The organism is Castellaniella defragrans (genome assembly GCF_014203015.1).
In the GTDB taxonomy this organism is placed as follows: Bacteria; Pseudomonadota; Gammaproteobacteria; order Burkholderiales; family Burkholderiaceae_B; genus Castellaniella; species Castellaniella defragrans.
The window spans coordinates 23,728-46,145 of record NZ_JACHIB010000012.1 but is presented as its reverse complement, the minus strand read 5'-3'; the positions used below and the strand labels follow the sequence as shown (position 1 = coordinate 46,145).

Genomic DNA, 22,418 nt, shown 5'->3' with positions numbered 1-22,418 from the left:
AATGATAGCCCGATTTCAGGGGCGCCGTGCCTCAGGGCCGCCGCGCCGGGCCGGCCATCCCCGGCAGGCCCCGTTCCGCCTCCAGCCAGGCGCCGTAGGCCGCCATGTCCACGCTGCCGGCGACGGCGCCGGATTCGTCCGCCGCGGCGTCGGCGCGGCGGATGAAGGCCTCCACGATCCGCCGCTGCGCGTCGCCCAGGCGCGGGTCCGCGCCCTGGGGGCCGAGCGTGCGCGCGGCGGCGTCCTGCAGCGCCCGGTCGCCCGGCGGCAGCCCGCGCAGGGCGGGGCTGCGCTCGTCGTGCAGCAGCGGGCGCGTCACCGCGCGGTCGTCCGGCGCCAGTTCGGCGACGGGCACCAGGGCGGCCAGCGCCTGCCAGCGCATCCAGTTCAGGGCCACGTCCGACAGGTCGCCGCCGGGGACGGGCTGCAGCCGCTCGTCCAGCAGCAGGCCGCCGCCGATGTCGGCGTGGGCGCCGATGAAGGGCGCCTCGACCGTGTTGCCCGCGTCGCCGGCCGCCGAGACCAGGGGAAACAGGGCGCGCAGCTCGTGCAGCGCCACGGCGTGCGCCACCCAGTGCCAGGCGCCGGCGATGCCCAGGTCGAAGCCGGCGTTGGCCGCGCCCAGCAGCCCGAACTGCGCCACGGTGTCGAACAGGCCCAGGAAGCGCAGGTCGACGCACAGGCCGATGGTGCCGCGCAGCGGGTCGTCGTAGGAGAACCAGCCGTCGCGGGTGTGGCGCGCGATGCGGTTGGCGAAGTCGCGCGCCAGGGCCGCCCCGCGCGAATAGCCCAGGATGTCGATGGGCACCGGCGCGGCGGCGCCCCGCGCCCGGTCCAGGGCGTTGAGCAGGGACTGCCACTGGTTGCTCAGGATCTGGCGGCTGCCGGCGGCGACGACCGCGTCCCAGTCGGCGTAGTAGCCGTTCCCCGGCCCGGCGTGATAGTAGGCCGGGCCGTCCTCGTAGGCCTGGGCGAGCTTCCAGACGTTGCCCTGGTTGCGCGGCCCTTGCCGCGTGCCGTCGAAGGCCAGCAGGATCAGGCCCAGGGGATCGACGTGGCGCAGCGGCTGCTGGGCGGCGTAGCCCAGGGCTTGCAGGCCGGGCAGCGGCCCCAGGGGGTCGGGCTCCAGATAGTGGCCGCGCGCGGGCAGGAAGGTGCGAAAGACGTTGTCGTGCCAGCCCGTCGCCGGATCCTCGTCCTGGCCCGGCCGGCGCAGCGGCAGGTCCAGGTCGCCGCGCAGGCGGGTCGCGCGGCCCAGCGCGTCGTAGTCGGCGGCCCAGCGCACCGCGCGGTCCGCGTCGGTCGCCAGGACGGGGGCGCCCAGCAGGTCGGCGTGCAGGTAAACCAGGCGGGTGCGGCCGTCGGCTTCCGTTTGCAGCAGGCCGACGGGGACCTCGCCGGCATACAGGTAGCGCTGGGTGACGCCGAAGGCCGGGAGCCCTGCGGCGGCGCGGGCGGGGACCGGGGCTGCAGCGGAGGCCGCAGGCGTGGCGGCGGCCGTGGCGTCCGGCCCGGCGGCGGACTCCGTGCGGGCGGGCGTTCCGGGGGTCGGCCGGTGCCAGATCGCCGCCAGGCGGTTGTCCACGTAGTAGCGTTCGGTTTCCCGGCCGTCCTGGACGCGGCGGATCCGCTGGCCCCGGGCGTTGTAGGCGTAGCGCACCAGGACCCGCCCGTCCTCCAGGACCTCGGCCGGCCGGCCCTGGGCCTGCAGGCGCAGCGTGCGGCGGCCGACCGCGAGGGGCAGGCCGGCTTCGTTGCGGGCGATCGGGGGCGGGGCGGCATCCCCGTCTTCGGCGTCCGGCGGCGCGGCGGACCGGGACTCGGCGTCCCGGGGACCGGCGCCCTGGAGTCCGGTCGGCGTGCGGGCCGGATGCGCGGCATGCGGCGAACCGCCGGGCCGGCCGAGGCGGGCGGCCAGGCGCCCGATGAGGCGGCCGTCCTCGTCCCAGGCCAGCCAGGTCCGGGTCACGCCGTCCTGGAACCCGGCCAATCGGTCCTGCGCGTCGTGCGCCAGGACCCGATGCCGCCAGGGGGCGGCGGGCAGGGCGGGCGTTGGCTGGCGCGGTGCGGTTCCAAAGGGTGGACGCGCGGCGCCGTCCGGGACGGCGGGTTCGGACGCCGACAGCGTGCTCAGGCGCACGACCCGGCCGCGCGCGTCGTGGCGCCGCCGCTCGCCCCACAGGATGCGCGGCCCGTCGGACAGGACCAGGGTATCGGCCCGCCCGTCCGGCCCCGCGGCCGTCTGCAGCCACAGGCCGTTGCCGTAGCGGTAGCCGGCGCGGCCCGGGACGGAGTCGATGACGGTGCGGCGCGCGCCGTCGGCGGCTTCCCAGTCCAGGCGCATCAGGCGGCCCGCATCCGACCAGGCGTAGTGCAGCGCGCCGCCTTCCGGCAGGTCATGGCGCGTCAGCCGTCCGTGGGCGTCGTAGGCAAAGCGTTCCCGGTAGCCGAGCGCGCCCTGGGCGTGGGGCCGGTGGACGGCGCGGGCCGTGACCCGGCCGTGCGCGTCGTGCTGCAGGTATTCGGTCTCGTCGGGGTGGGTCAGGCGGATCGGCCGGTCGCCCCGCCAATGCAGGCCGATCTCCAGCGGCGGCCGGCCGGGCGCCGTGTGCAGCAGCCGCACGGGTCGGCCGATGGCGTCGCGGCGGACGTCCAGGCGCCCGCCGTCGGCCTCGCGCCTGCCGGTCAGGCGGCCGTGCGGATCGTAGGACAGCCGGGCCGTGCCGGTGAGCCGGCTGGACCAGCGCGCCAGCCGGCCGCCGGGGCCGTACTCCAGGCGCAGGCCGGGCCAGCCGCCCCGCGCCTGCATCAGCGCGCGGATCCGGCCGTCCGGCGCGCGGCGGATGCGCAGATCGCCAAGGGCGCTTGGCCGGCCCTGGGCGTCGTGGTCGATGCGCCGGGTGATCCCGGGGCAGGCGGGACAGGCCGACGAGCGCACCGCGCGCGGCACGATCCGGCCGCCGCGCAGGGCGTGCTCCACCTCGGCCCGCGCGCCTGCCGAGCGCACGCGGGTCGGACCGGCGTCGGGCGGGCCGTCCGGATAGTCCAGGTCCAGGCGGCCCGCCGTCGTGCCGGGGGCGCCCGGGATCGCCTGGACGACGCGGCCGCGCGCGTCGTAAGTCCAGCTGCGGGCGCGCCAGCGCCGGCCGTCTGCGGCTTCCAGCGTGACGCCGGTGAGGGCGGCGGGGTGGCCGGCCTGCCGCCCGGATTCATGGTGATAGCGGCGGCGCATGCCGTCGGGCCGCTGCACGGCGGTCAGCAGGACCGGCTCGGGGGCCGGGCCCTGCCCGGCCAGGGGCGCGTCGGCCGGCATCCCGCCGGCCGGGGCCGCGCTCGTAGGCATCGCCTCGTGTGCGCTCCGGGCGTATTCGTAGCGGAACACCCCCAGCGGCGTGGCCAGCGTCCGCAGGCGGGGGCGCGGTCCCGAGGCGTCGTAATCGAGCCGCAGTACGGCGGCGCCGCGCCGGATTTCCCGCGCCAGGCCGTCCAGCGGGCCGCCCGCGTGGCGGTCGATGACGATGTCCGGCCGTCCGGGGGCGGTGATCGCCCGCAGCCGGCCGTGCGCATCGAAGACCAGCCGGCCGCCGTCGGCGCCCAGCCAGGATAAGGGGACAGCCTCATGAACGGGCGCCAGGACCTGGCCGTCGGCGGGTCCGGCGCCCAGGCCCCGGGTGTCGAAGCGCACGCGGCGGCCGTCGGGCAGGTCCAGCCGCCAGCCGTCCGGGGCGGGCCGCAGGCGGATGTCGTATTCGCTGCTCCAGCCCCGGCCGAGCGGCCCGTCTTCCAGGGATCCCGAGCGGTACAGGCGGACGAAGGACGGGTGGCCGCCCGCGACCGGCTCGGGCAGGTCGGTCTCGCGCAGGAATTTCTCGCCGGTGGCCAGATGCACGGGATTGGCGATGCCCGGATCGGGCGCGGGCTCGGCGGCCGGCCCCCGGACGGAGCCCGCGCCGCAGGGCGCCTGGGCCTGCGGCGCGGGGCAGCTCAGGGCGTTTGCGGCGTGCGCGGGGGCTGGCGTGGACCAGGAGGCGAGCGCCAGCGGCACGCCGGCCAGCCAGGATGGCAAGCGGCGCCAGGCAAGGGTTTCGGGCATGGAAGACCTCCTGTCGGAGCGCTCATTGTGCGGCTTGGCAGGGGGTTGAAGATCGGTTAGTGTATGAATGTATCCATTGCGGGAAGTCCACCATGCTCATTTTGTTCCAATCGAAATCCGCGGCGGAAGTCCTGATGTTCGCCCAGCATGCTCGGCCCATCCTGGTGGCCGCCGGCAAGACCTTCGATGGTCCCGGACTGCCCGAGCGCGGGGTCATCACCCGAGCGCAGCTGGACACCGCCATCGCCGGCATCGAGGCGCTGGTGGCGGCCGATCCCGGCCACGACGACGCCTCCGGCGACCACGACGACACGGTCGAACATCCCATCGCCCAGCCGGTCGGCATGCGCCGCCGGGCCTGGCCGCTGCTGACCATGCTGCGCCTGGCCCGCGAAAAAGGCGAGGACGTCACCTGGGAGCCCGCGCCGGCCTGGTAAATTCACGCATTTCACATCCGGAGAAATCCCATGCAGGGCCATGTGATCGTGATTTTCGATGCCCACCGTTCCCTGGAACTGCCCGTCGACGCGCCGGTGGACCCCGACCGGGCGCACGCCGCCCGCGAATGGTTCGAGCAGACGTGGGAATCCCTGGGCTGCGAGCCCCTGCGCGTGAGCGGCAAGGTCCTGCTGCTGGACAAGATCCTGGGCGTGGCCGACAGCCTGGGCTACAGCCGCCTTTCGGCGCAGCCCGAACTGGCGCGGGAATTCGCCGCCCATGCCGTCCAGGCGCTGGAAAAGCCCCGGGTGACGGTGGACCTGCCGGGCCTGGCCATCGTGTATTGACCGGGCCGCGCGGCCGGCGCGGGCAGAACCCCCGGCCTCTTGCCGGAAGCCCGGGGCCTGGCGGTTTGGGGCCTGGGCGGCGCACAAACGGAAACCCCGTCCTGTGGGACGGGGCTGAACGAGGCGGGCGCTTGTGGTGCCAGGAATATCCCCGGGATGCGGGGGTGGCGCCGCCCGCGGGCGCTGGGATGCCGGATGACGGGCGCTCCGTGCGGAGCGCCCGGGCCGTTCTGGATCAGGCCGCGACCGAGGCGCGCGGACGCACGTCGCCGCCCGCCGCCGCGTGGCGGTTGACCGCGCTCAGGATCGCCAGGAAGGACGAGGTCACGATGTCCTCGTGGATGCCGACGCCGTAGCCGCTGACGTTGTCCTGGATGCGCATCTCGATGTAGGACGCCGCGCGGGTGTCGGTGCCGGTGCCGATGGCGTGTTCCTGGTAGTCCATCACGCGGGCCTCGATGCCCAGCGCGGCGATGAAGGCCGAGATCGCGCCGTCGCCCTGGCCCGACAGATGGCGGACCTGGCCGTCGATTTCCAGCTCGATCTCGATCATGAACTGCTTCTGGCCGGTGGTCTTGGGGCTGCCGGTGATGCGGTGCCGGATCAGCTTCATCGGCGTTTCGCGGTCCAGGTATTCGCTGGAGAAGATGTCGAACACGTCCTGCGGCGTGACTTCGCGGCCCGTTTCGTCGGTGACGCGCTGGATGGCGCGGCTGAATTCGATCTGCAGGCGGCGCGGCAGGACCAGGCCGTGCTCCTGTTCCAGGAGGAAGGACACGCCGCCCTTGCCCGACTGGCTGTTGACGCGGATGACCGCGTCGTAGCTGCGGCCCAGGTCGGCCGGGTCGATGGGCAGGTAGGGGACTTCCCAGACGGCGTCTTCCTGCTGCACCGCGAAGCCCTTCTTGATGGCGTCCTGGTGCGAGCCGGAGAAGGCCGTGAAGACCAGGTCGCCGGCGTAGGGGTGGCGCGGATGCACGGGCAGCTGGTTGCAGTATTCGACGCAGCGGCGGACTTCGTCGATGTCGGAGAAGTCCAGGCCCGGATGGATGCCCTGGGTGTAGAGGTTGAGCGCCAGGGTGACCAGATCGACGTTGCCGGTGCGCTCGCCGTTGCCGAACAGGCAGCCCTCGATGCGGTCGGCGCCGGCCATGACGGCGAATTCGGCGGCGGCCACGGCCGTGCCGCGGTCGTTGTGGGGGTGGACACTGAGGACGATCCTGTCGCGCTGGGCCAGATGGGTGTGCATCCATTCGATCTGGTCGGCGTACAGGTTCGGCGTGGTGGCCTCGATGGTGGCCGGCAGGTTCAGGATGATCTTGTCCTGGACGGTGGGCTGCCAGGTGTCGACCACGGCATTGCAGACTTCCAGCGCGAAATCGGGCTCGGTGGTGCTGAAGACTTCCGGCGAATATTCGTAGCGCCAGTGGGTTTCGGGGTGCTTGGCGACTTCGGTCTTGACGATCCGGGTGCCTTCGACGGCGATGGCGCGGACCTCGTCGCGGCTCATGCGGAAGACGATCTTGCGGAAGGCCGGCGCGCAGGCGTTGTACAGGTGGATGATGGCGTGCCTGGCGCCCGCGCAGGCTTCGACGGTGCGCTGGATCAGGTCTTCGCGGGCCTGGGTCAGGGCGATGATGGTGACGTCGTCGGGGATGCGCTTTTCATCGACCAGCTTGCGCACGAAGTCGAAATCGGTCTGGGACGCGGAGGGGAAGCCGACCTCGATTTCCTTGAAGCCGATCCTGATCAGCTGATCGAAGAAGCGCAGCTTGCGCTCGACGCTCATGGGCTCGATGAGCGCCTGATTGCCGTCGCGCAGGTCGGTGCTCATCCAGATCGGGGGGGCGGAGATGCGGCGGCTGGGCCAGGTGCGTTCGCTGAAGTCGCGCGTGAACGGAGCGAACGGAACGTATTTGTCGGCGGGATTCTTGATCATGTCGGTACCTGTCTGGGCGGGTGCGTCCGGATCACGGGCGCGGAAATGCGAGGGTGTGGCGAAACAGGCTGCCGAACTGCCACGCGGCGCTAGGCCCGGCAACCGATCGCTAGCAGCAGTAGACCCGACAGGGAGAGGGAGGAGAACGACGGACGCGCGCGCCCGGCAGCGGAGAGCTGCGGGATGTCACGGAAGGAAGCGCGCGTGGAGTTCATGTATGGAAGTCAAACATATTTCCGGCTTCCTGGCAAGGGTTCCGTAGGGATCCGTGGGGATCCGCCCGGCCGGCGGGCGGGTTCCAGCCGCCGATGCGGCCTCGGCGCAACGGTACGCTCCGGCCCGCGGGCGCGCGGCGCCCTGCACGATCAGGCGGCTCGCGTGGATGCGAACCTGCCCCGGCCCGGCGGCGGTGTTCGCGGTCCGCCGTCCGGGCCGCGGAACGCGGGCGGCCCGGACCGGCGGGCTCAGAAGGTCGTGCGCAGGGTGACTTCCACGCTGCGGCCGGTGCCCGGCAGGACGTCGAACGCGGAGCGGTATTCCTTGTCCAGGAGGTTGTTGAGCTGCACTCCCACCTGCACCTTGCGGTCCTTGCCGTGGGTGCCGCCGAACGCCAGGTTCAGCGTGCCCCAGCCCGGCAGGCGCTCGGTCGACAGGGCGCCGCCGCTCAGCGTGGTTTCCTTGACCGGCGTGGCGGCGCGCACGAACAGGTCGGCCCAGACCTCGGCGCCGTACAGCGTGGTGTCGTAGCGCACCCCCGCGCGGCCGGAGAAGGCCGGCACGCCGCTGTCCTTGGTCGAGTACGTGGGGTATTTCAGCTCCCGCTGCGTCCAGGCACCGGTCACGTAGGGGGTGAAGCTGGTGCCGGGCAGCGCGTATTCCGCGATCAGTTCGATGCCGTGGGTGTCGGCGCGGTCGGCGTTGACGTAGGTGCGGTCGCTCGCGGCGTAGCCCGCCGGGCAGGTGCCCGCGGCGGCGCAGGAGGTCGTGCCGATGTAGTCCTTGGCCCGGGTGTAGAAGACGGCCGCGTCCAGGACCACGCCGGCGTTCTGGTAGCGCGCGCCCACTTCGTAGTTCTGCGAGGTCTCGGGCTTCAGGCCGGGGTTGGCGCGGGTCAGGGAGCCGCTGCCGGCCGTGGTGTCGGAGTACATCTGCGCCAGGGTCGGCATGGTGTAGCCCTCGGAATACAGGGCGCGCAGGGTGGTGTGCTCCAGGCCGCTCCAGGTCAGGCCCAGGGACTTGACCAGGCGGTTGGTGGTGCTGTCGTCCTGGCCCGCCAGGGCGGCATTGGTGGTGTCGTCCAGGTTCGAGCTCACGTGGTAGTAGCGCAGGCCCGCGGTCAGCTTGAAGTTCCGGGCGAAGGACCATTCGTCCTGGGCGAACACCGAGGCCGTCTGGATCGAGGCGCGGGTATGCGTCGGGCTGGTCGTGGTCCGCGTGCCCGGCATCGGCATGGGCGGCCGGGTGGTCGTGGTGGTGATGCTGTTCTTGCTGGTGTCCAGGTCGTCCATCAGGTACTGCAGGCCGGCGATGGTGTAGTGGTCGGGGTGCAAGGCCAGATCGACCTGCGCGGTGCCGCCGTAGTTCAGGTTGCGATCGTCCGAGGTGGCGGTGTTCTTGACGTTCATGAAGGAAGTCGGCTGCACCTCGACCCGGTTCTCGAACAGGCGGTCCACGGTCTGGCGGTAGGCGTCGACGTGGATCTTCCGCACCACGGGGCTCAGGTCCTTGGCGTCGTAGTACAGGCCGACCTTGCGCAGGTCGCGCTTGGGCAGGTCGATGCTGAAATCGCGGATCGAGCCCTGCACGTAGTCGGGGTCCGTCCAGCTGTCCGTGGCGAGGAGGTGCTGCTCGGCCTTCAGCGCCAGGTAGTGGTTGCGCTTCTGGCCGAAGGTGTAGCCCAGGTGCAGCGCCATGTCGCTGTCGCGGTAGCTGGAGCCGTCCAGGGTGCCGCTCCGGGTGTAGCGCCCTTCGGGCACCTGGCGGTCGTGGTGGCGGTCGGCGCTGCCCGACAGGCGGTAGTCGAAATCGCCCACGGTGCCGGAGACGGCGGCCCAGCCCTGCCAGCCGCGCGTGCCCGAGTAGTAGCTGCCGCCCGCTTCCAGCTGGATGGGCTTGGGCGCGCCGCGCTTGGTGATGATGTTGACCACGCCGCCGATGGCCTTGGCGCCGTACAGCACCGAGGCCGGCCCGCGGATGACCTCGATGCGCTCGACGTTGGCCGGATCCACCAGGATCGGCGTGCCGTAGTCGCTGTGGTCGGTGATTTCCTGGCCGTCGACCAGGATGGTCACGCGGTGCGAGGATTCGCCCCGGATGCGCAGGCGCTTCATGCCTGGCGCGGACGCGTCGACCACCTCGACGCCGGGCACGTCGCGCACCAGGTCGGCGATGCTTTCCGGCGCCTGGCGTTCGAGCTGCTCCTGGCCGACGACGGAGACCGAGGCGGGGTTGTTCCTGACGGAGGTTTCGGTGCGCGTGCCCGTCACGGTGATGGTGTCGAGCCAGGTGGCCTGCTGCGTGCCGCTCGACTGGGCGCAGGCCGCGCCGGCCAGTGGCAGGCTGAAGGCCAGCGCCAGTGCGCGCGCGCCGACGCGCAGCGCGGCGGATGCTTCTCCCCGGCCCATGATCGCATGGTTCATGTTGTGATTTCCCTGTGTGGATCAGTGACAGGACGGGCGGGACGCGATCATGGCTCGTGAGGAGAAAGCGGGAAACACCGGGCGGCGGCAAGGCGGCCCGGACACCCACACACTATAGAGAATGCGATTGCATTAATCAATGATTATGAGAATTATTATCATCATTATCTTGGGCGGGCTTGAGGATCCGCCTCGACACAACCCGATCCAGTTCGATCCGGCTCGGTCCGGAACGATCCGGCCTGAATGCGGCCTGATCCCGGACCTGCGGGCCGGCCGCCGGCCCGCGGCGTGCGGGACATGCGCGGTGTATGCGGGATGTGCGGGACCCGCCGCCCGCCGCAGGGGTGCGGCTCAGCGCCGCTGGCGGGCGTTTTCCAGGATGGCGAGCTGTTCGGCCGCGCGGTGCAGGCGGGCGGCGCGGCCGGCGGACAGTTCGTCGCGCGCCAGCATCAGGTCGCCCACGCGCAGGGGTTCGTCGCGCGTCTGCCAGGCCCACAGCAGGACGTCGAGCGTGGCGCCGGAGAGCTGGTCGGCCAGCTGCTGGAAGGAGGCGGAATCGACGGGCCGCAGGCGGGCGCGCGCCAGGATGGCGCGCACGGCCAGCCAGGTCAGGTAGGCCAGCAGCAGCGAGCCGAGCGTGGCCAGCGCGCCCCAGAAGTAGGGGTTGTAGCGCTGCAGCAGGGCGGTGGCTTCCGCCCCCATGATGTGGTTTCCGGCATAATCGATGCCGTTGCCGAAGGCCAGCAGCCGGTTCAGCACGTCATACCAGATCAGGACGACCGCCACGACCAGGGCGGCCGCGAGGATCCTGGACGTGGCGGTGAGCTTGAGCAGGACCTTGCGCAGCAGGCTGTGGTCCCGGCGGCTGGAGGATTCGTTTCGTTCCGGTTTCATGAGTCGTATTTTAGATTGAACATGCGTTAGATTGAACATGCGCGCGCAACCCTCCCTGGAGCTGGGCCAGCATCAGCATTTGACGCTGACGCCACAGTTGCGCCAGGCGCTGGCCCTGCTGCAATGCTCGTCCCAGGAACTGGACCAGGAGATCGCCCAGGCGCTGGCCGACAATCCGCTGCTGGAGGCCGTCGCGCCGGAGCCCGAATCGGCGGCCCAGGCCGAGCGGCTGGACCGTCTGTGGTCGCAGCCCGCGCGCGCCGCCCTGCCCGACGATCCGCTGGAGCCGAGCCAGCCGCCCAGCCTGATCGATCACCTGCTGCAGCAGCTGCACGCCACCCGCGCCACCGAACGCGACCGTCTGCTGGTGGTGCGGCTGATGGGCGAGCTCGACGAACGCGGCTACCTGGAATTCGATCCGGCGGCGCTGAACGCCGGCCTGCCGCCGGAACTGGCGGTCGAGGACGAGGAATGGCGCGCGGCGCTGTTCCTGCTGCAGTCCTTCGATCCCGCGGGGGTGGGCGCGCGCGATCTGCCCGAATGCCTGCGGCTGCAGCTGCGCGCCCGCGCCGACGAGTGGCCCGCGGACGTGCTGGCCTGCGCCCGCCGCCTGACGGACCACCTGGAAGACCTGGGCGCGGGCCGCTGGGGGCGGCTGTGCGAGGCGCTGGGCTGCGACCGCGCGCTGCTGGACGCCGCCCACCGGGCGCTGCGGCGCCTGGACCCCCGGCCGGCCGGCGCCTGGCAGACCGATCCCGTCCACTACATCGTGCCCGACGTGCTGTTCCATCGCGCGGCGGACGGCTGGCGGGTCAGCCTCAATCCCGCCATCGAGCCGCGTCTGCGCCTGAATCCCGAGCTGGCGGACGCCCTGGCGGGCCAGGACCTGTCGCCCGAACTGCGCGACCGGGTGCGCCAGGCGCGCAGCCTGATCCACAACCTGGACCAGCGCCGCCAGACGATCCTGCGCGTGGCCGAAACCATCGCGCGGCATCAGCGGGCGTTCCTGGAGTCCGGGGTCGCGGCGCTGCGGCCGCTCACGCTGCGGGAAGTCGCCCAGGCGCTGGAACTCCATGAATCCACCATTTCCCGCGCCACGCGGCTGAAATACGCGCAGACGCCCTGGGGCGTGCACGAGCTGAAGTTCTTCTTCGGCACGGGGGTGCAGACCCGCTCGGGCGAGGACACCTCGGCGCTGGCCGTGCAGGCGCTGATGCGCGCGATGCTGGAATCCGAGCCGGCGGGCAAGCCCCTGTCCGACATGCGGCTGGCGCAGATGCTGGCCGAGCAGGACGTGGTGATCGCGCGCCGGACCGTGGCCAAGTACCGCGAGGCCATGGGCGTGCCGCCGGCCAGCGTGCGCAAGGCGCGCGGGCCCGCGGACGCCTGAAGCGGGCCCGCCGGGATCCGGTAAAACTCGGTATCATCCTCTTTTCACCCACCCGCTTCCCCATGTGGAACCGCCCCGCCGCCGCCGATGCCCGCGCCGCCAGTCCGCTGCTCCAGCACTGGCAGGCCGAAGCCATTCGCCTGCGGGAGGCCCATTGGGGGCCGCTGGAAGACCGCGCCGCCTGCCAGGCCGCCCTGCGCCGGCCGCCCGACCTGCAGGAGCGCATCCTGGCGCGGGCCGCCTGGCTGGTCGAACACGGCGAACTGCATGACCGCCTGGTCCAGTGGGCCGTCGGCGCCCGCTGGGCGCTGGCCGCCCTGTGGCTGTGCGCCTGCCTGGCGGGCATCGGCACGGCCGCCGCCGTCCTGGGCCAGGGCCAGGTCAATCTGGCGCTGGCGCTGCTCGGACTGCTGGGCCTGCATGCGCTCACCTTCCTCATCTGGCTGGCCGGCTGGCTGCCGGGGCTGCCCGATTCGACCGCCCTGTCGCGCCTGTGGCTCTGGCTGACGCGGCGCCTGGTCCGGGGCCCGGACGCCGCCCTGGCGGCCCAGGCCTTCCTGTCCCTGCTGGGGCGGGCGCGGGCCTGGAAGACCGCCATCGGGCTGATCAGCCACGGGGCCTGGACGGCCGCCTTCCTGGGGGCGGTGCCCACGCTGATCGTGCTGCTGAGTACGCGCCGCTACACCTTCCATTGGGAAACCACCCTGCTGTCGCCCGAAGCCTTCGTCGGCGCGACCCGCGCACTGGGCCATCTGCCCGGCCTGCTGGGCTTCCCGGCGCCGGACGACGTCCAGATCGCCGCCAGCCTGGGTGCGCAGCCGCTGGCCGCGGGCGTCCAGGCCGACTGGTCCCTGTGGCTGATCGGCTGCATCGTCGTCTGGGGGCTGCTGCCGCGGCTGCTGGCGCTGTCCGCCTGCATCCTGCTCCTGCGGCGGCGCCGCGCCCGGCTGGCGGTGGACCCGAGCCTGCCGGGCTGGCTGGACCTGCGCGAGCGCCTGCTGCCCACTCATGCCAGCCTGGGCATCGACCGTCCCGCCCCGGCTGCGGCCACGGCGGCTTCTCCCGCGGCGCCGGCCGCCGCCGAGGACGGCCGGGCGGCGGTGCTGGCCTACGAGCTGGGGCCCGATCTCGCCTGGCCGCCGGCAGGCCTGCCGGCCGGCGTGGCCGATCTCGGCCGCTGCGACAGCCGCGAGGACCGCGCCCGCATCCGCGCGCTGCTGCGCGCTCCGCCCGCGCACCTGCTGTTCGTCTGCGACGCGCGCCTGACCCCGGACCGGGGCGCCGCCGCCTGGCTCGACGAACTGCGCCGGTCCTGCCCCGATCTGCGCGCCCTGTGCCTGGGCGGCACGCCGCAGCGCGTGCAGGCCTGGCAGGACACCCTGACGCAACAGTCCGTTCCCCGGATCCCCAGCCTGAACGGCTGGCTCGAATACATCGGAAGCCCCCGCCATGACTGACGCCTCGAACCCCATCGACCTGGCGGTTGTCGGCCATACCAATACCGGCAAGACCTCGCTGCTGCGCACGCTGCTGCGCGACGAGTCCTTCGGCGAGGTCGCGGACCGCCCCGGCACCACCCGCCACGTCGAAAGCGCCCAGCTGCTGACCGAGACCGGCCAGGCCATCCTGGTGCTGCGCGACACGCCGGGCCTGGAGGACGCCATGGGCGTGCTGGACTACCTGGACCAGCTGTCCCCGCCCCAGGAAAGGCACGACGGCCCCGAGCGCATCCGGCGGCTGCTCGACAGCCCGGAGGCCGCCGGCCGCTTCGAGCAGGAATGCCGGGTCCTCGCCACGGTGCTGGAAACCGACGCCGCCCTGTACGTGATCGACACCCGCGATCCGGTCCTGCCCAAGCACCGCGACGAGCTCATGCTGCTGGCCGCCTGCGGCCGCCCCATCCTGCCGGTGCTGAACTTCACCCGCACGGCGCTGTCGGACACGACCGCCTGGCGCGACGCGCTGGCCCGCCTGGGGCTGCACGCCACGGTGGATTTCGACACGGTGGCGCCCGCGCTGGACGGCGAGGGCCAGCTGCTGGACCGCCTGGCCCTGATGCTGGACCAGCATGCGGCCGCCCTGCAGACCCTGCGCGCGGACCTGGACCAGCAGCGCCTGCGCCGGCTGCAGGACGCCACGCGCCTGATCGCCGAGCTGCTGGTGGACGCCGCCGCCCTGCGGCTGCCGTGTTCCCAGGACCCGACCGACATGGCGGCCATCACGCTGGGGCTGCGCAAGCGCACCCGCGACCGGGAACAGGATTGCGTGCACGCCCTGCTGAAGCGCTACCGGTTCAGCAAGGCGACCTTTCCCCATCACCCCCTGCCGCTGGAAGGCGAGCGCTGGGGCATGGACCTGTTCAACCCCCAGGCCCTGCGCACCTTCGGCATCCAGGTGGGCAAGGGCATGGCCACCGGCGCGATGGCCGGGGCCACCATCGACGTGCTGACCGGGGGCCTGAGCCTGGGGGCCGCCGCGCTGCTGGGGGCCGCCATCGGCGGCGCGTGGCAGGGCGCCAGCCAGTGGGGCAAGCGCCTGGTGGGCCGGCTGGCGGGCAATACGGAAATGACGGTGGACGATCCGGTGCTGCACCTGCTGGGGCTGCGCCAGCTGGCCCTGGTGCGGGCGCTGGAATGCCGGGGGCACGCCGCCATGCGGCCCATCGACGGCGACCTGCTGGCGCGGCAGGCGCCGCCCGAGCCCGCCGCCGCGGCCGAAGCGGCGGCGGATGCCGGCGCGGGTGCTGGTGCTGGTACGGGTGCTGGTACGGGTACGGGCGTCCCGGCCGCGCCGGAAGACGCGGCGGCCGCGGCGGTGCCCGAGCCCCTGCGCCGCCTGCCGCCCGACGTGCAGCGCATGCTGGACGAGGTGCGCGGCCATCCGGAATGGTCCTCGATCGGCGAGGAGCCCGCGCCCGACGCCCGGCGCGAGGCGCTGGTGGGCGCCATGGCGCAGGCGCTGTTCGCCGCCCTGTAGCGCAGGCCCGGCGGCCGCCGCGGGGCGGGTCGGACGCGCGCCGCGGCGGCCCGCGGTCCCGTCCCGCCGGCTGTCAGCTGCCGGCTGCCACGCCGCTTACCAACTGCCGGACGCGCCGCCGCCGCCCCCGCGTCCGCCGCCTCCGCCGCCGCCCGAGGAGCCGCCGCCGAATCCGCCTCCGCCGCCGAATCCGCCGCCCCCACCAAAGCCGCCGCCGAAACCGCCCCCGCCGCCGCGGCCGCCGCCGCGGCCGCCGCCCCGGCCGCCGCCCCGGCCGCCGCGGCCGCGCGCGAGCCGGTCGGGGATGTGCAGGACCCGGCCCAGGATGCCCAGCGCCAGCCCCGCCAGCGCGCCGAGGGCGGTCCACAGCAGGCTTTCGGTGAGCACGAACACGAAGCCGCCCAGCAGCAGGGCGCCGATCGGGGGCGTCATCACCAGGGCGAAGAACGTCAGGGGCAGGAACATCACGCGCTCGTCGAGCCCGCCGTCCTCGGAGGATTCGGGGGGCGGCAGGGGCTCGCCCGCGATCAGGCCGGACAGGGCCGAGACGCCGGCCTCCAGGCCGCCGAAGACGTCGCCCTCGGCCAGGCGCGGCGTGATGCGTTCGCGGATGATGCGCCCGGCGTCCACGTCGGTGACGGCGCCTTCGAGCCCGTAGCCGACCTCGATGCGCAGGCGGCGGTCCCGCACGGCCACCAGCAGCAGCACGCCGTCGTCGATGCCCTTGCGCCCCACGGCCCACTGGTCGAAGACCCGCCGCGCGTACTGCTCGATCGACTCGTCGCCGGTGGTGGGCACCAGCAGCACGAAGAGCTGGGAGCCGTGCGCCTTTTCCAGCGCCCGGACCTGCGCGGCGAGCGTGCGGACCTGTTCGGCCGTCAGCGCGCCGGCCTGGTCCATGACCGGCCCGGTCCAGGCCGGGACGGCGGCCGGGCCCCCAGTGGCCGGGGAGGCCGGTGCAGCGGTCCGCGCGGTCCGGTCCGGCGCGGCGGCCGCGGCGGCGGGGGCGGTTTCGGCGGCGGCTCCTCGGGCGGCGGCGGAGGCGGCGGGTGCGGCAGTGGGCGCGGGTGCCGAGGCGGCCGCGGTGCCGGCGGCCGAGGCCGGGCTGCCCGCCCCGGCCATGCCGGCCAGCAGCCCCAGCGCCAGCAGGCCGCCCGCGAGCCGGCGGCGCAATGCCGGACGGCCCGGCATCATGGCGCCCCCGCGGCGCCGCGCGCCCGGGAGGCGCGGCGGAAGCGGCCCGGCGCGCTCATTTGCCCTGTCCCTGGGGCAGGTCGAACTTGACCTCGGGGTCGCGCATGACCGCGTCGGCCTTGTCCAGGCCGTACTGGGCCTTGGGCTGGTAGCCGAACACGCGCGCCGTGATCAGCGTGGGGAACTGGCGGATCGTGAGGTTGTAGGACTGCACCGCGCCGACGTAGCGTTCGCGCGCCACCGCGATGCGGTTTTCCGTGCCTTCGAGCTGCGTCATCAGGTCGCGGAACAGGCCGTCGCTTTTCAGCTGGGGATAGTTTTCCGACACCGCCAGCAGGCGCGACAGGCTGGAGGACAGGGCGCCCTGCGCCTGCTCGAAGCGCGCCATCAGGGCCGGGTCGTCGAGGTCGTCCACGCCGATGCGGATCTGGCCGACCCGGGCGCGCGCGTCCGTGACCTGCTGCAGCACGGTGCGCTCGTTCACCATGTAGGCGTTGACCGAGGACACCAGCTTGGGCACCAGGTCGGCGCGGCGTTCGTACTGGTTCAGGACCTGGGACCAGGCCGCCTTGACCTGCTCGTCCTGGCGCTGGATTTCGTTGTAGCCGCAGCCCGAGAGCAGCAGCGTCAGGGCTGCCAGCGCAGCCAGGTTCAGATAACGTCGGAGCATCCGGGCCTCTCGTGTGGCGCCCCGGCCGGGGCGGATGGCTTCATTTTACGGGCGGCCGGGCGCCACGGCCGGGGCGGACCGGAGATTTCTTTCGCCGCGGGACCGTGGTCAGGACGCCACGGCACGGCCGCGCGCGGCGGGAGTCACGCTATAATCGTCAGCTTCGCGCGGCCTACCAGTCGCCGCGCGGCATCCCCGGCCCCGGCGGGCGTTTCGCGCGGCGGCGGCATCTCCCCTGACACTTCTTCATACGTCGGCCTCGATTGGTATCACTCGACTCGAGCGATAGGCGGTCGCTGGAGTCATTTTCTTGGATACTTCGATTACCTTTGCCTCGCTCGGCCTGGCGGAACCCCTGCTGCGCGCCGTCCACGACGCGGGCTACACCCACCCCACGCCAATCCAGGCCCAGGCCATCCCGCGCGTGCTGGAAGGCGGCGACCTGCTGGCCGCCGCGCAGACCGGCACGGGCAAGACCGCCGGCTTCACGCTGCCGATCCTGCACTACCTGCTGAGCCATCCCGCCGCCGCCCAGCGCCCGGGCCGGCCCCGCGTGCTGGTCCTGACCCCGACGCGCGAACTGACTGCCCAGGTCGAGGAATCCGTGCGCCTGTACGGCAAGCACACGGCCGTGCGCTCGATGGTGATGTTCGGCGGGGTCAACATCAATCCCCAGATCGCGGCCCTGAAAAAGCCGCTGGACATCCTGGTGGCCACGCCGGGCCGCCTGCTGGACCACGCCCAGCAGAAGACGCTGGACCTGTCCGGCGTCGAGATCCTGGTGCTGGACGAGGCCGACCGCATGCTGGACATGGGCTTCATCCACGACATCCGCCGCGTGTTGAAGCTGCTCCCGGCCAAGCGCCAGAACCTGCTGTTCTCCGCCACCTTCTCCGACGAGATCCGCGGCCTGGCCCAGGGCATCCTGCGCAATCCCGGCGAAGTCTCCGTCGCCCGGCGCAACACCGCCTCCGAGCTGGTCAGCCAGCGCGTGGTGATGACCGAGCAGGCGCACAAGCGCGACCTGCTCAGCCACATCATCCGCGAGAGCGGCTGGCACCAGGTGCTGGTGTTCACGCGCACCAAGCACGGTGCCAACCGCCTGGCCGAAAAGCTGTCGAAGGACGGCCTGACCGCCGCCGCCATCCACGGCAACAAGAGCCAGGCCGCGCGCACCAAGGCGCTGGCCGGCTTCAAGGACGGCAAGGTGGCCGTGCTGGTGGCCACCGACATCGCCGCCCGCGGCCTGGACATCGACCAGCTGCCGCAGGTCGTCAATTTCGAGCTGCCCAACGTGCCCGAGGACTACGTGCACCGCATCGGCCGCACCGGCCGCGCCGGCAGCACCGGCTCCGCCCTGTCGCTGGTGGATTCGTCCGAGATCAAGCTGCTGCGCGCCATCGAGCGCCTGATCAAGCAGACCATCGAACCGATCACCGTGGAAGGCTGGAACCCGGCCATGGCGACCGCCGATTCCGCGCCCGACGCCCGGGAAAAGCGCGCCCTCGCGCGCCTTCAGAGCGAAGGCTTCGGCGGCCGCAGCGACGGCGGCCGGCGCGGCGACGGCGGGCGGCGCGAATCGTCCGGCCGCGACGGCCGCAGGCCCGCCCCGGCCGCGGCGGCGACCGAGCGGCGCTCCGGCCCGGACGCCCGCCGCACCGGCGGCGGCCGCGCCCCGGGCGGCCGGCCGGCCCGCGAAGGCGGCGCGCCCCAGGCCCCGCGCCGCGAGGCGCGTCCGGCCTCGTCCGGGCGTCCCGCGCTGCTGCACAAGGCCGACTGATCCGGGCCGCCGGCGCACCGGCGCACCGAAGCACTGGAGACCCCGCATGGCCCTGTCCACCTGGTTGGCTTTCTTCGCGGCAGCCTGGGCGATTTCGTTCTCGCCCGGCCCCGGCGCCATCTGCGCCATGGCCTCGGGGCTGAAGTACGGTTTCCGCCACGGCGCCTGGACCATCTTCGGCCTGCAGGCCGGCATCGTCTGCCAGCTGGTCATCGTGGCGCTGGGCGTGGGCGCCCTGCTGGCCACGTCCGAGCTGGCCTTCACGGTCGTCAAGTGGATCGGCGCCGTCTACCTGGTGTACCTGGGGGTGCGGCAGTTCCGCACCGACGCGGCGCCGGTGGCGGTCGAGGCGCGCCCGCCCAAAAGCGCGCACCCGGTGCGCGACCAGATCCTGCGCGGCTACCTGGTGAACATCACCAACCCCAAGGGCACCATGTTCCTGCTGGCCGTGGTGCCGCAGTTCCTGGACCTGGGCCGGCCGCTGCCGCTGCAGTATTTCCTGATCGGCGCCACGCTGTGCTTCACCGACCTGGTGGCCATGAGTTGCTATACTTCGCTGGCTTCGCGGATCCTCCGGATGCTGCGCAAGCCGGGCCACATCCGCTGGCTGAACCGAGGGTTCGGTTCGATGTTCATCCTGGCCGGCACCGTCCTGGCCTCCTTCAGCCACAAGCACTGAAGTGCTTCACGCACCGAAGCCCCACCCGAACTTTCCATGAGCCTGACCGAAGAAGTCGCCCGCCGACGCACTTTCGCCATCATTTCCCACCCCGACGCCGGGAAGACGACCCTGACCGAAAAGCTGCTGCTGTTCGCGGGCGCCATCCAGATCGCCGGCAGCGTCAAGGCACGCAAGGCCAGCCGCCATGCGGCGTCCGACTGGATGGAGATCGAAAAGCAGCGCGGCATTTCTGTGGCGTCCTCGGTGATGCAGATGGAATACCGCGACTGCGTCATCAACCTGCTGGACACCCCGGGCCACCAGGACTTCTCGGAAGACACCTACCGGGTGCTGACCGCCGTGGACGCCGCGCTGATGGTGATCGACGCGGCCAACGGCGTCGAGCCCCAGACCATCCGCCTGCTGCAGGTCTGCCGCGCGCGCAACACGCCCATCATCACCTTCATCAACAAGCTCGACCGCGAGGTGCGCGAGCCGCTGGACCTGCTCTCCGAGATCGAGGGCCACCTGGGCATGGACGCGATCCCGTTTTCCTGGCCGGTGGGCATGGGGCGCCACTTCGGCGGGGTGTTCGACCTGCGCCACGACCGGATGCGGGTCTTCCGCCCGGGCTCGGAGCGCCACCGCGACGACGACGAGACCATCGAAGGGCTGGACAATCCGGAACTGGCGGCGCGCTTCGGCGACGCCCACGCCAAGGCCGCCGAGGAAATCGAGCTGATCACCGGCGCCATGCCGGCCTTCGACCCCGAAGCCTTCCTGGCGGGCCGCCAGACGCCCGTGTTCTTCGGTTCGGCGATCAACAACTTCGGCGTGCGCGAGGTCCTGGACGCCCTGGTGGAACTGGCGCCCGCGCCCGGTCCGCGCGCCGCGCTGGAGCGCAGCGTGCTGCCGGCCGAGCCCAAGTTCACCGGCGTGGTGTTCAAGGTCCAGGCCAACATGGACCCGGCGCACCGCGACCGCGTGGCCTTCGTGCGCGTCAGTTCGGGCAAGTTCGAGCGCGGCATGCGCCTGAAGGTCGCCCGCAACGGCAAGGAAATCCGCCCCAACAACGTCGTGTCCTTCCTGTCGCAGCGGCGCGAGATCGTCGAGGAAGCCTACGCCGGGGACATCATCGGCATCCCCAACCACGGCATCCTGCAGCTGGGCGACGTGCTGACCGAAGGCGAATCGCTGACCTTCACGGGCCTGCCGTTCTTCGCGCCGGAACTGTTCCAGGCGGTCGAGGTCAAGGATCCCCTGCGCACCAAGCAGCTGCGCACCGGCCTGACGCAGCTGGGCGAGGAAGGCGCCATCCAGGTGTTCCGCCCCGAGGCCGCCGGCGGCGCGCTGCTGCTGGGGGCGGTGGGCCAGCTCCAGTTCGAGGTGGTCGCCCACCGCCTGAAGACCGAATACGGCGTGGACGCCCGCCTGATGCCCTCGCGCTACAGCCTGGCGCGCTGGATCACCAGCCCCGATCCCAAGGCGCTGAAGAAATTCATGGACGCCAACGCCGCCAACATCGCCCACGACGTGGTGGACGCGGTCGCCTTCCTGGCCAGCTCGCCCGCCCAGCTGCGGGTCGCGCAGGAGCGCTATCCGGACATCGAATTCCACACCATGCGCGAGCATGCGGGGCGGGTTTTTGCATAGCCTTCCCGCCGCCGGGACGCTCCGGGGAGGACGGCGCCTCCAGGGGGCGCGGTCCCCGGCGGGGACGCGAGGGGCCCCCGGCCACTCCGATCGCATCCTATACAATGCAGAAATCGCATTGATCGACGAGGCGATCCGTCCATGTCCTGGCGTCTGATTTTCGCTTTTCTGCTGCTGGCTGCGGGCGCGTCCGCCTGGGGCGGCCTGCAGCTGGGCGACTGGCTGATCGCTCACGGACCGGCCCAGATCCAGATTCCCAAGCCGCATCCCGAGCTGGACCAGACCGCCGTGCTGGACGCCAACGGCAAGCCCTACGTCGCCTCCGCCCCGCAGGTGCTGCCCGACGGCCGCCTGGGGGTGCCCGAACTGGCGCCGCCCGTCGACTGGAAGGTGCAGCCGGACTCCCTGATGGACGACGGCCGGCCGATCGCCCTGGCGACCACCACGATTTCCATGGACGAGGCCATCGCCCTGGCCTCCCAGAACCAGCTGGGCGACGGCCTGCAGGGCATCGCGCAGTTCGGCGGCCTGGGCGCCAGCCAGGTGGTGCAGCCCATCGACGTCACCACGCCGCCGCCTCCGCCGCCGGCCCAGGCCGCCGCGGCCGACGGCCAGTGGCAGGCCGCCTTCCAGGCCGAACTCAAGGCCTGCGAGGCGCTGGGCTTCTTTTCGCGGCCTTCGTGCGCCTGGGCGGCGCGCAACAAATACTGCGAGCCCCACGACGCCTGGGGCCGCGTCGCCGACTGCCCGGCGAAGAAATCGGGTTTCTGAACGCAGCCGGGGCGCGGCCCGGACCCGCCCCGCAGCGGCCCCATGGGGCCGCCGTGACCATCACATCTGCGATTGCAGGTAGTTCTGCAGGCCGAGCTGCTCGACCAGGCCGATCTGCGTCTCCAGCCAGTCGATGTGTTCCTCGGTGTCGTTCAGGATGGTCAGGAACAGGTCCCGCGAGGCGAAGTCCTGCACGGATTCACAGTAGGCCATGGCTTCCTTGACCGTGGCCTGGGCGGCGGTTTCGAGTTTCAGGTCGCAGGCCAGGATCTCGGGCACGTTCTCGCCCACCAGCAGCTTGTGCAGGTCCTGCAGATTGGGCAGGCCTTCGAGCATGAAGATGCGTTCGATCAGCAGGTCGGCGTGCTTCATCTCGCCGATGGATTCCTTGTATTCGTGTTCGCCCAGCGCCTCGAAGCCCCAGTGGCGCAGCATGCGCGCGTGCAGGAAATACTGGTTGATGGCCGAAAGCTCGTTTTTCAGCTGCTGGTTCAGATAGCGGATGACGGTTTTGTCGCCTTTCATGGCCTGTGCCTCCTTGGTGCGCGGCCCGGCCGGAATCGGACAGGTCGAAATGACAAGGCTAGCACGACCCGCGCGCCCGGGAAACCGGGGGCGGGAAAGGACGGCGCGGTCCGGAGAGGGACGGCTTCAGGCGACGCGGCGGACGGCGGTGCGCGACAGGACGGTGACTTCGACCTGCCCGATCAGCCCGGCCGCGGCGGGGCCCACGTCGGCCGCGTAGCGGCCGCCGGGCAGATATTCCGTCGCGGTCTCGGCGCAATGGCCGCAGCAGGTCGCCACGCCCAGCTGGGCCTGGAGATCGCCCAGATCCGACGCGCCTTGTGCGATGGCGTCCTGGACCTGGCGCTCGCTGATCGCGTTGCATACACAAATATACATGCGAATTATTATCATCCTTTTTATTTGGGATGGCAAGCCCCGCGCGCGGCGTTCCGGCGGTCCTTTG

The 22,418-nt window shown here is 72.2% G+C and carries 17 protein-coding genes; 9 read left to right on the top strand and 8 right to left on the bottom strand.

All coding sequences use genetic code 11. The features are described 5' to 3' along the window. Positions 1-31: 31 nt before the first annotated feature. Positions 32-4,093: a DUF6531 domain-containing protein gene (locus HNR28_RS10900; protein ID WP_043679388.1), complete on the bottom strand. Its 4,062-nt coding sequence runs from the start codon at positions 4,091-4,093 to the stop codon at positions 32-34. 92 nt (positions 4,094-4,185) lie between these two features. Between HNR28_RS10900 and HNR28_RS10895 the strand changes: the two genes are divergently transcribed. Continuing rightward, complete coding sequence (locus tag HNR28_RS10895) at positions 4,186-4,530, top strand: DUF1840 domain-containing protein (RefSeq protein ID WP_043679391.1); 345 nt, start codon at positions 4,186-4,188, stop codon at positions 4,528-4,530. A gap of 30 nt (positions 4,531-4,560) precedes the next feature. Next, on the top strand, positions 4,561-4,878 hold the full coding sequence (locus tag HNR28_RS10890; RefSeq protein WP_043679394.1) for a hypothetical protein: 318 nt from the start codon (positions 4,561-4,563) through the stop codon (positions 4,876-4,878). A 235-nt stretch (positions 4,879-5,113) separates the two neighbouring features. Here HNR28_RS10890 and leuA read toward each other — a convergent pair whose 3' ends face one another. The 3 genes from leuA to HNR28_RS10875 all read right to left on the bottom strand — a co-directional run bounded on the left by leuA (position 5,114) and on the right by HNR28_RS10875 (position 10,353). Further along, a complete protein-coding gene (gene leuA / locus HNR28_RS10885) occupies positions 5,114-6,817 on the bottom strand; it encodes a 2-isopropylmalate synthase (protein ID WP_151025344.1) in 1,704 nt (567 codons plus the stop codon). A gap of 464 nt (positions 6,818-7,281) precedes the next feature. Next, positions 7,282-9,456: a TonB-dependent receptor plug domain-containing protein gene (locus HNR28_RS10880; RefSeq protein ID WP_151025343.1), complete on the bottom strand. Its 2,175-nt coding sequence runs from the start codon at positions 9,454-9,456 to the stop codon at positions 7,282-7,284. Positions 9,457-9,810: 354 nt separating this feature from the next. Then, positions 9,811-10,353 (bottom strand): hypothetical protein, encoded by a 543-nt coding sequence (locus HNR28_RS10875; protein ID WP_043679403.1) that lies wholly within the window; start codon positions 10,351-10,353, stop codon positions 9,811-9,813. A gap of 37 nt (positions 10,354-10,390) precedes the next feature. Between HNR28_RS10875 and rpoN the strand changes: the two genes are divergently transcribed. From rpoN to HNR28_RS10860, 3 genes are all read left to right on the top strand, one after another. Then, entirely contained in the window at positions 10,391-11,743 is a 1,353-nt protein-coding gene (gene rpoN / locus HNR28_RS10870; RefSeq protein WP_043679406.1) for an RNA polymerase factor sigma-54, read from the top strand. A 62-nt stretch (positions 11,744-11,805) separates the two neighbouring features. Then, positions 11,806-13,200 carry a DUF2868 domain-containing protein gene (locus HNR28_RS10865; RefSeq protein ID WP_052355515.1) on the top strand — a complete coding sequence of 465 codons (1,395 nt, stop codon included), beginning with the start codon at positions 11,806-11,808 and terminating at the stop codon, positions 13,198-13,200. Beyond that, the gene (locus HNR28_RS10860) at positions 13,193-14,719 is read left to right on the top strand and encodes a GTPase/DUF3482 domain-containing protein (RefSeq protein ID WP_043679409.1); all 1,527 of its coding nucleotides are present in this window, start codon (positions 13,193-13,195) and stop codon (positions 14,717-14,719) included. Before HNR28_RS10865 ends, HNR28_RS10860 begins: the two co-directional genes overlap by 8 nt. 96 nt (positions 14,720-14,815) lie before the next feature. On the opposite strand, the gene HNR28_RS10855 is transcribed toward HNR28_RS10860, so the two are convergent. Beyond that, a complete protein-coding gene (locus tag HNR28_RS10855) occupies positions 14,816-15,913 on the bottom strand; it encodes a TPM domain-containing protein (RefSeq protein WP_162177834.1) in 1,098 nt (365 codons plus the stop codon). Positions 15,914-15,968: 55 nt separating this feature from the next. Continuing rightward, positions 15,969-16,583, bottom strand: a complete 615-nt coding sequence (locus HNR28_RS10850) for a LemA family protein (RefSeq protein ID WP_043679412.1) — start codon at positions 16,581-16,583, stop codon at positions 15,969-15,971. 310 nt (positions 16,584-16,893) lie between these two features. On the opposite strand from HNR28_RS10850, the gene HNR28_RS10845 reads away from it, so the two are divergent. The 4 genes from HNR28_RS10845 (at position 16,894) to HNR28_RS10830 (ending at position 21,448) form a co-directional block, all read left to right on the top strand. Continuing rightward, positions 16,894-18,363 (top strand): DEAD/DEAH box helicase, encoded by a 1,470-nt coding sequence (locus HNR28_RS10845; protein WP_043679415.1) that lies wholly within the window; start codon positions 16,894-16,896, stop codon positions 18,361-18,363. Positions 18,364-18,409: 46 nt separating this feature from the next. Next, positions 18,410-19,042: a LysE family transporter gene (locus tag HNR28_RS10840; RefSeq protein ID WP_043679418.1), complete on the top strand. Its 633-nt coding sequence runs from the start codon at positions 18,410-18,412 to the stop codon at positions 19,040-19,042. A 36-nt stretch (positions 19,043-19,078) separates the two neighbouring features. Then, on the top strand, positions 19,079-20,677 hold the full coding sequence (locus HNR28_RS10835; RefSeq protein ID WP_043679421.1) for a peptide chain release factor 3: 1,599 nt from the start codon (positions 19,079-19,081) through the stop codon (positions 20,675-20,677). A 141-nt stretch (positions 20,678-20,818) separates the two neighbouring features. After that, positions 20,819-21,448: a hypothetical protein gene (locus HNR28_RS10830; protein ID WP_043679424.1), complete on the top strand. Its 630-nt coding sequence runs from the start codon at positions 20,819-20,821 to the stop codon at positions 21,446-21,448. Between the two features lie 60 nt (positions 21,449-21,508). Here HNR28_RS10830 and bfr read toward each other — a convergent pair whose 3' ends face one another. Both bfr and HNR28_RS10820 read right to left on the bottom strand, forming a co-directional pair. Then, positions 21,509-21,973, bottom strand: coding sequence for a bacterioferritin (gene bfr / locus HNR28_RS10825; RefSeq protein WP_043679427.1), 465 nt, complete (start codon positions 21,971-21,973; stop codon positions 21,509-21,511). Positions 21,974-22,099: 126 nt separating this feature from the next. Beyond that, complete coding sequence (locus HNR28_RS10820; protein WP_043679430.1) at positions 22,100-22,351, bottom strand: (2Fe-2S)-binding protein; 252 nt, start codon at positions 22,349-22,351, stop codon at positions 22,100-22,102. Positions 22,352-22,418: the final 67 nt, after the last annotated feature.

What these genes read in the sequence shown, in the direction of transcription:
- HNR28_RS10900 (WP_043679388.1), bottom strand. Translation starts at nt 4,093, where the DNA reads ATGCCCGAAACCCTTGCCTGGCGCCGCTTGCCATCCTGGCTGGCCGGC.
- HNR28_RS10895 (WP_043679391.1), top strand. Translation starts at nt 4,186, where the DNA reads ATGCTCATTTTGTTCCAATCGAAATCCGCGGCGGAAGTCCTGATGTTC.
- HNR28_RS10890 (WP_043679394.1), top strand. Translation starts at nt 4,561, where the DNA reads ATGCAGGGCCATGTGATCGTGATTTTCGATGCCCACCGTTCCCTGGAA.
- leuA (WP_151025344.1), bottom strand. Translation starts at nt 6,817, where the DNA reads ATGATCAAGAATCCCGCCGACAAATACGTTCCGTTCGCTCCGTTCACG.
- HNR28_RS10880 (WP_151025343.1), bottom strand. Translation starts at nt 9,456, where the DNA reads ATGAACCATGCGATCATGGGCCGGGGAGAAGCATCCGCCGCGCTGCGC.
- HNR28_RS10875 (WP_043679403.1), bottom strand. Translation starts at nt 10,353, where the DNA reads ATGAAACCGGAACGAAACGAATCCTCCAGCCGCCGGGACCACAGCCTG.
- rpoN (WP_043679406.1), top strand. Translation starts at nt 10,391, where the DNA reads ATGCGCGCGCAACCCTCCCTGGAGCTGGGCCAGCATCAGCATTTGACG.
- HNR28_RS10865 (WP_052355515.1), top strand. Translation starts at nt 11,806, where the DNA reads ATGTGGAACCGCCCCGCCGCCGCCGATGCCCGCGCCGCCAGTCCGCTG.
- HNR28_RS10860 (WP_043679409.1), top strand. Translation starts at nt 13,193, where the DNA reads ATGACTGACGCCTCGAACCCCATCGACCTGGCGGTTGTCGGCCATACC.
- HNR28_RS10855 (WP_162177834.1), bottom strand. Translation starts at nt 15,913, where the DNA reads ATGATGCCGGGCCGTCCGGCATTGCGCCGCCGGCTCGCGGGCGGCCTG.
- HNR28_RS10850 (WP_043679412.1), bottom strand. Translation starts at nt 16,583, where the DNA reads ATGCTCCGACGTTATCTGAACCTGGCTGCGCTGGCAGCCCTGACGCTG.
- HNR28_RS10840 (WP_043679418.1), top strand. Translation starts at nt 18,410, where the DNA reads ATGGCCCTGTCCACCTGGTTGGCTTTCTTCGCGGCAGCCTGGGCGATT.
- HNR28_RS10835 (WP_043679421.1), top strand. Translation starts at nt 19,079, where the DNA reads ATGAGCCTGACCGAAGAAGTCGCCCGCCGACGCACTTTCGCCATCATT.
- HNR28_RS10830 (WP_043679424.1), top strand. Translation starts at nt 20,819, where the DNA reads ATGTCCTGGCGTCTGATTTTCGCTTTTCTGCTGCTGGCTGCGGGCGCG.
- bfr (WP_043679427.1), bottom strand. Translation starts at nt 21,973, where the DNA reads ATGAAAGGCGACAAAACCGTCATCCGCTATCTGAACCAGCAGCTGAAA.
- HNR28_RS10820 (WP_043679430.1), bottom strand. Translation starts at nt 22,351, where the DNA reads ATGTATATTTGTGTATGCAACGCGATCAGCGAGCGCCAGGTCCAGGAC.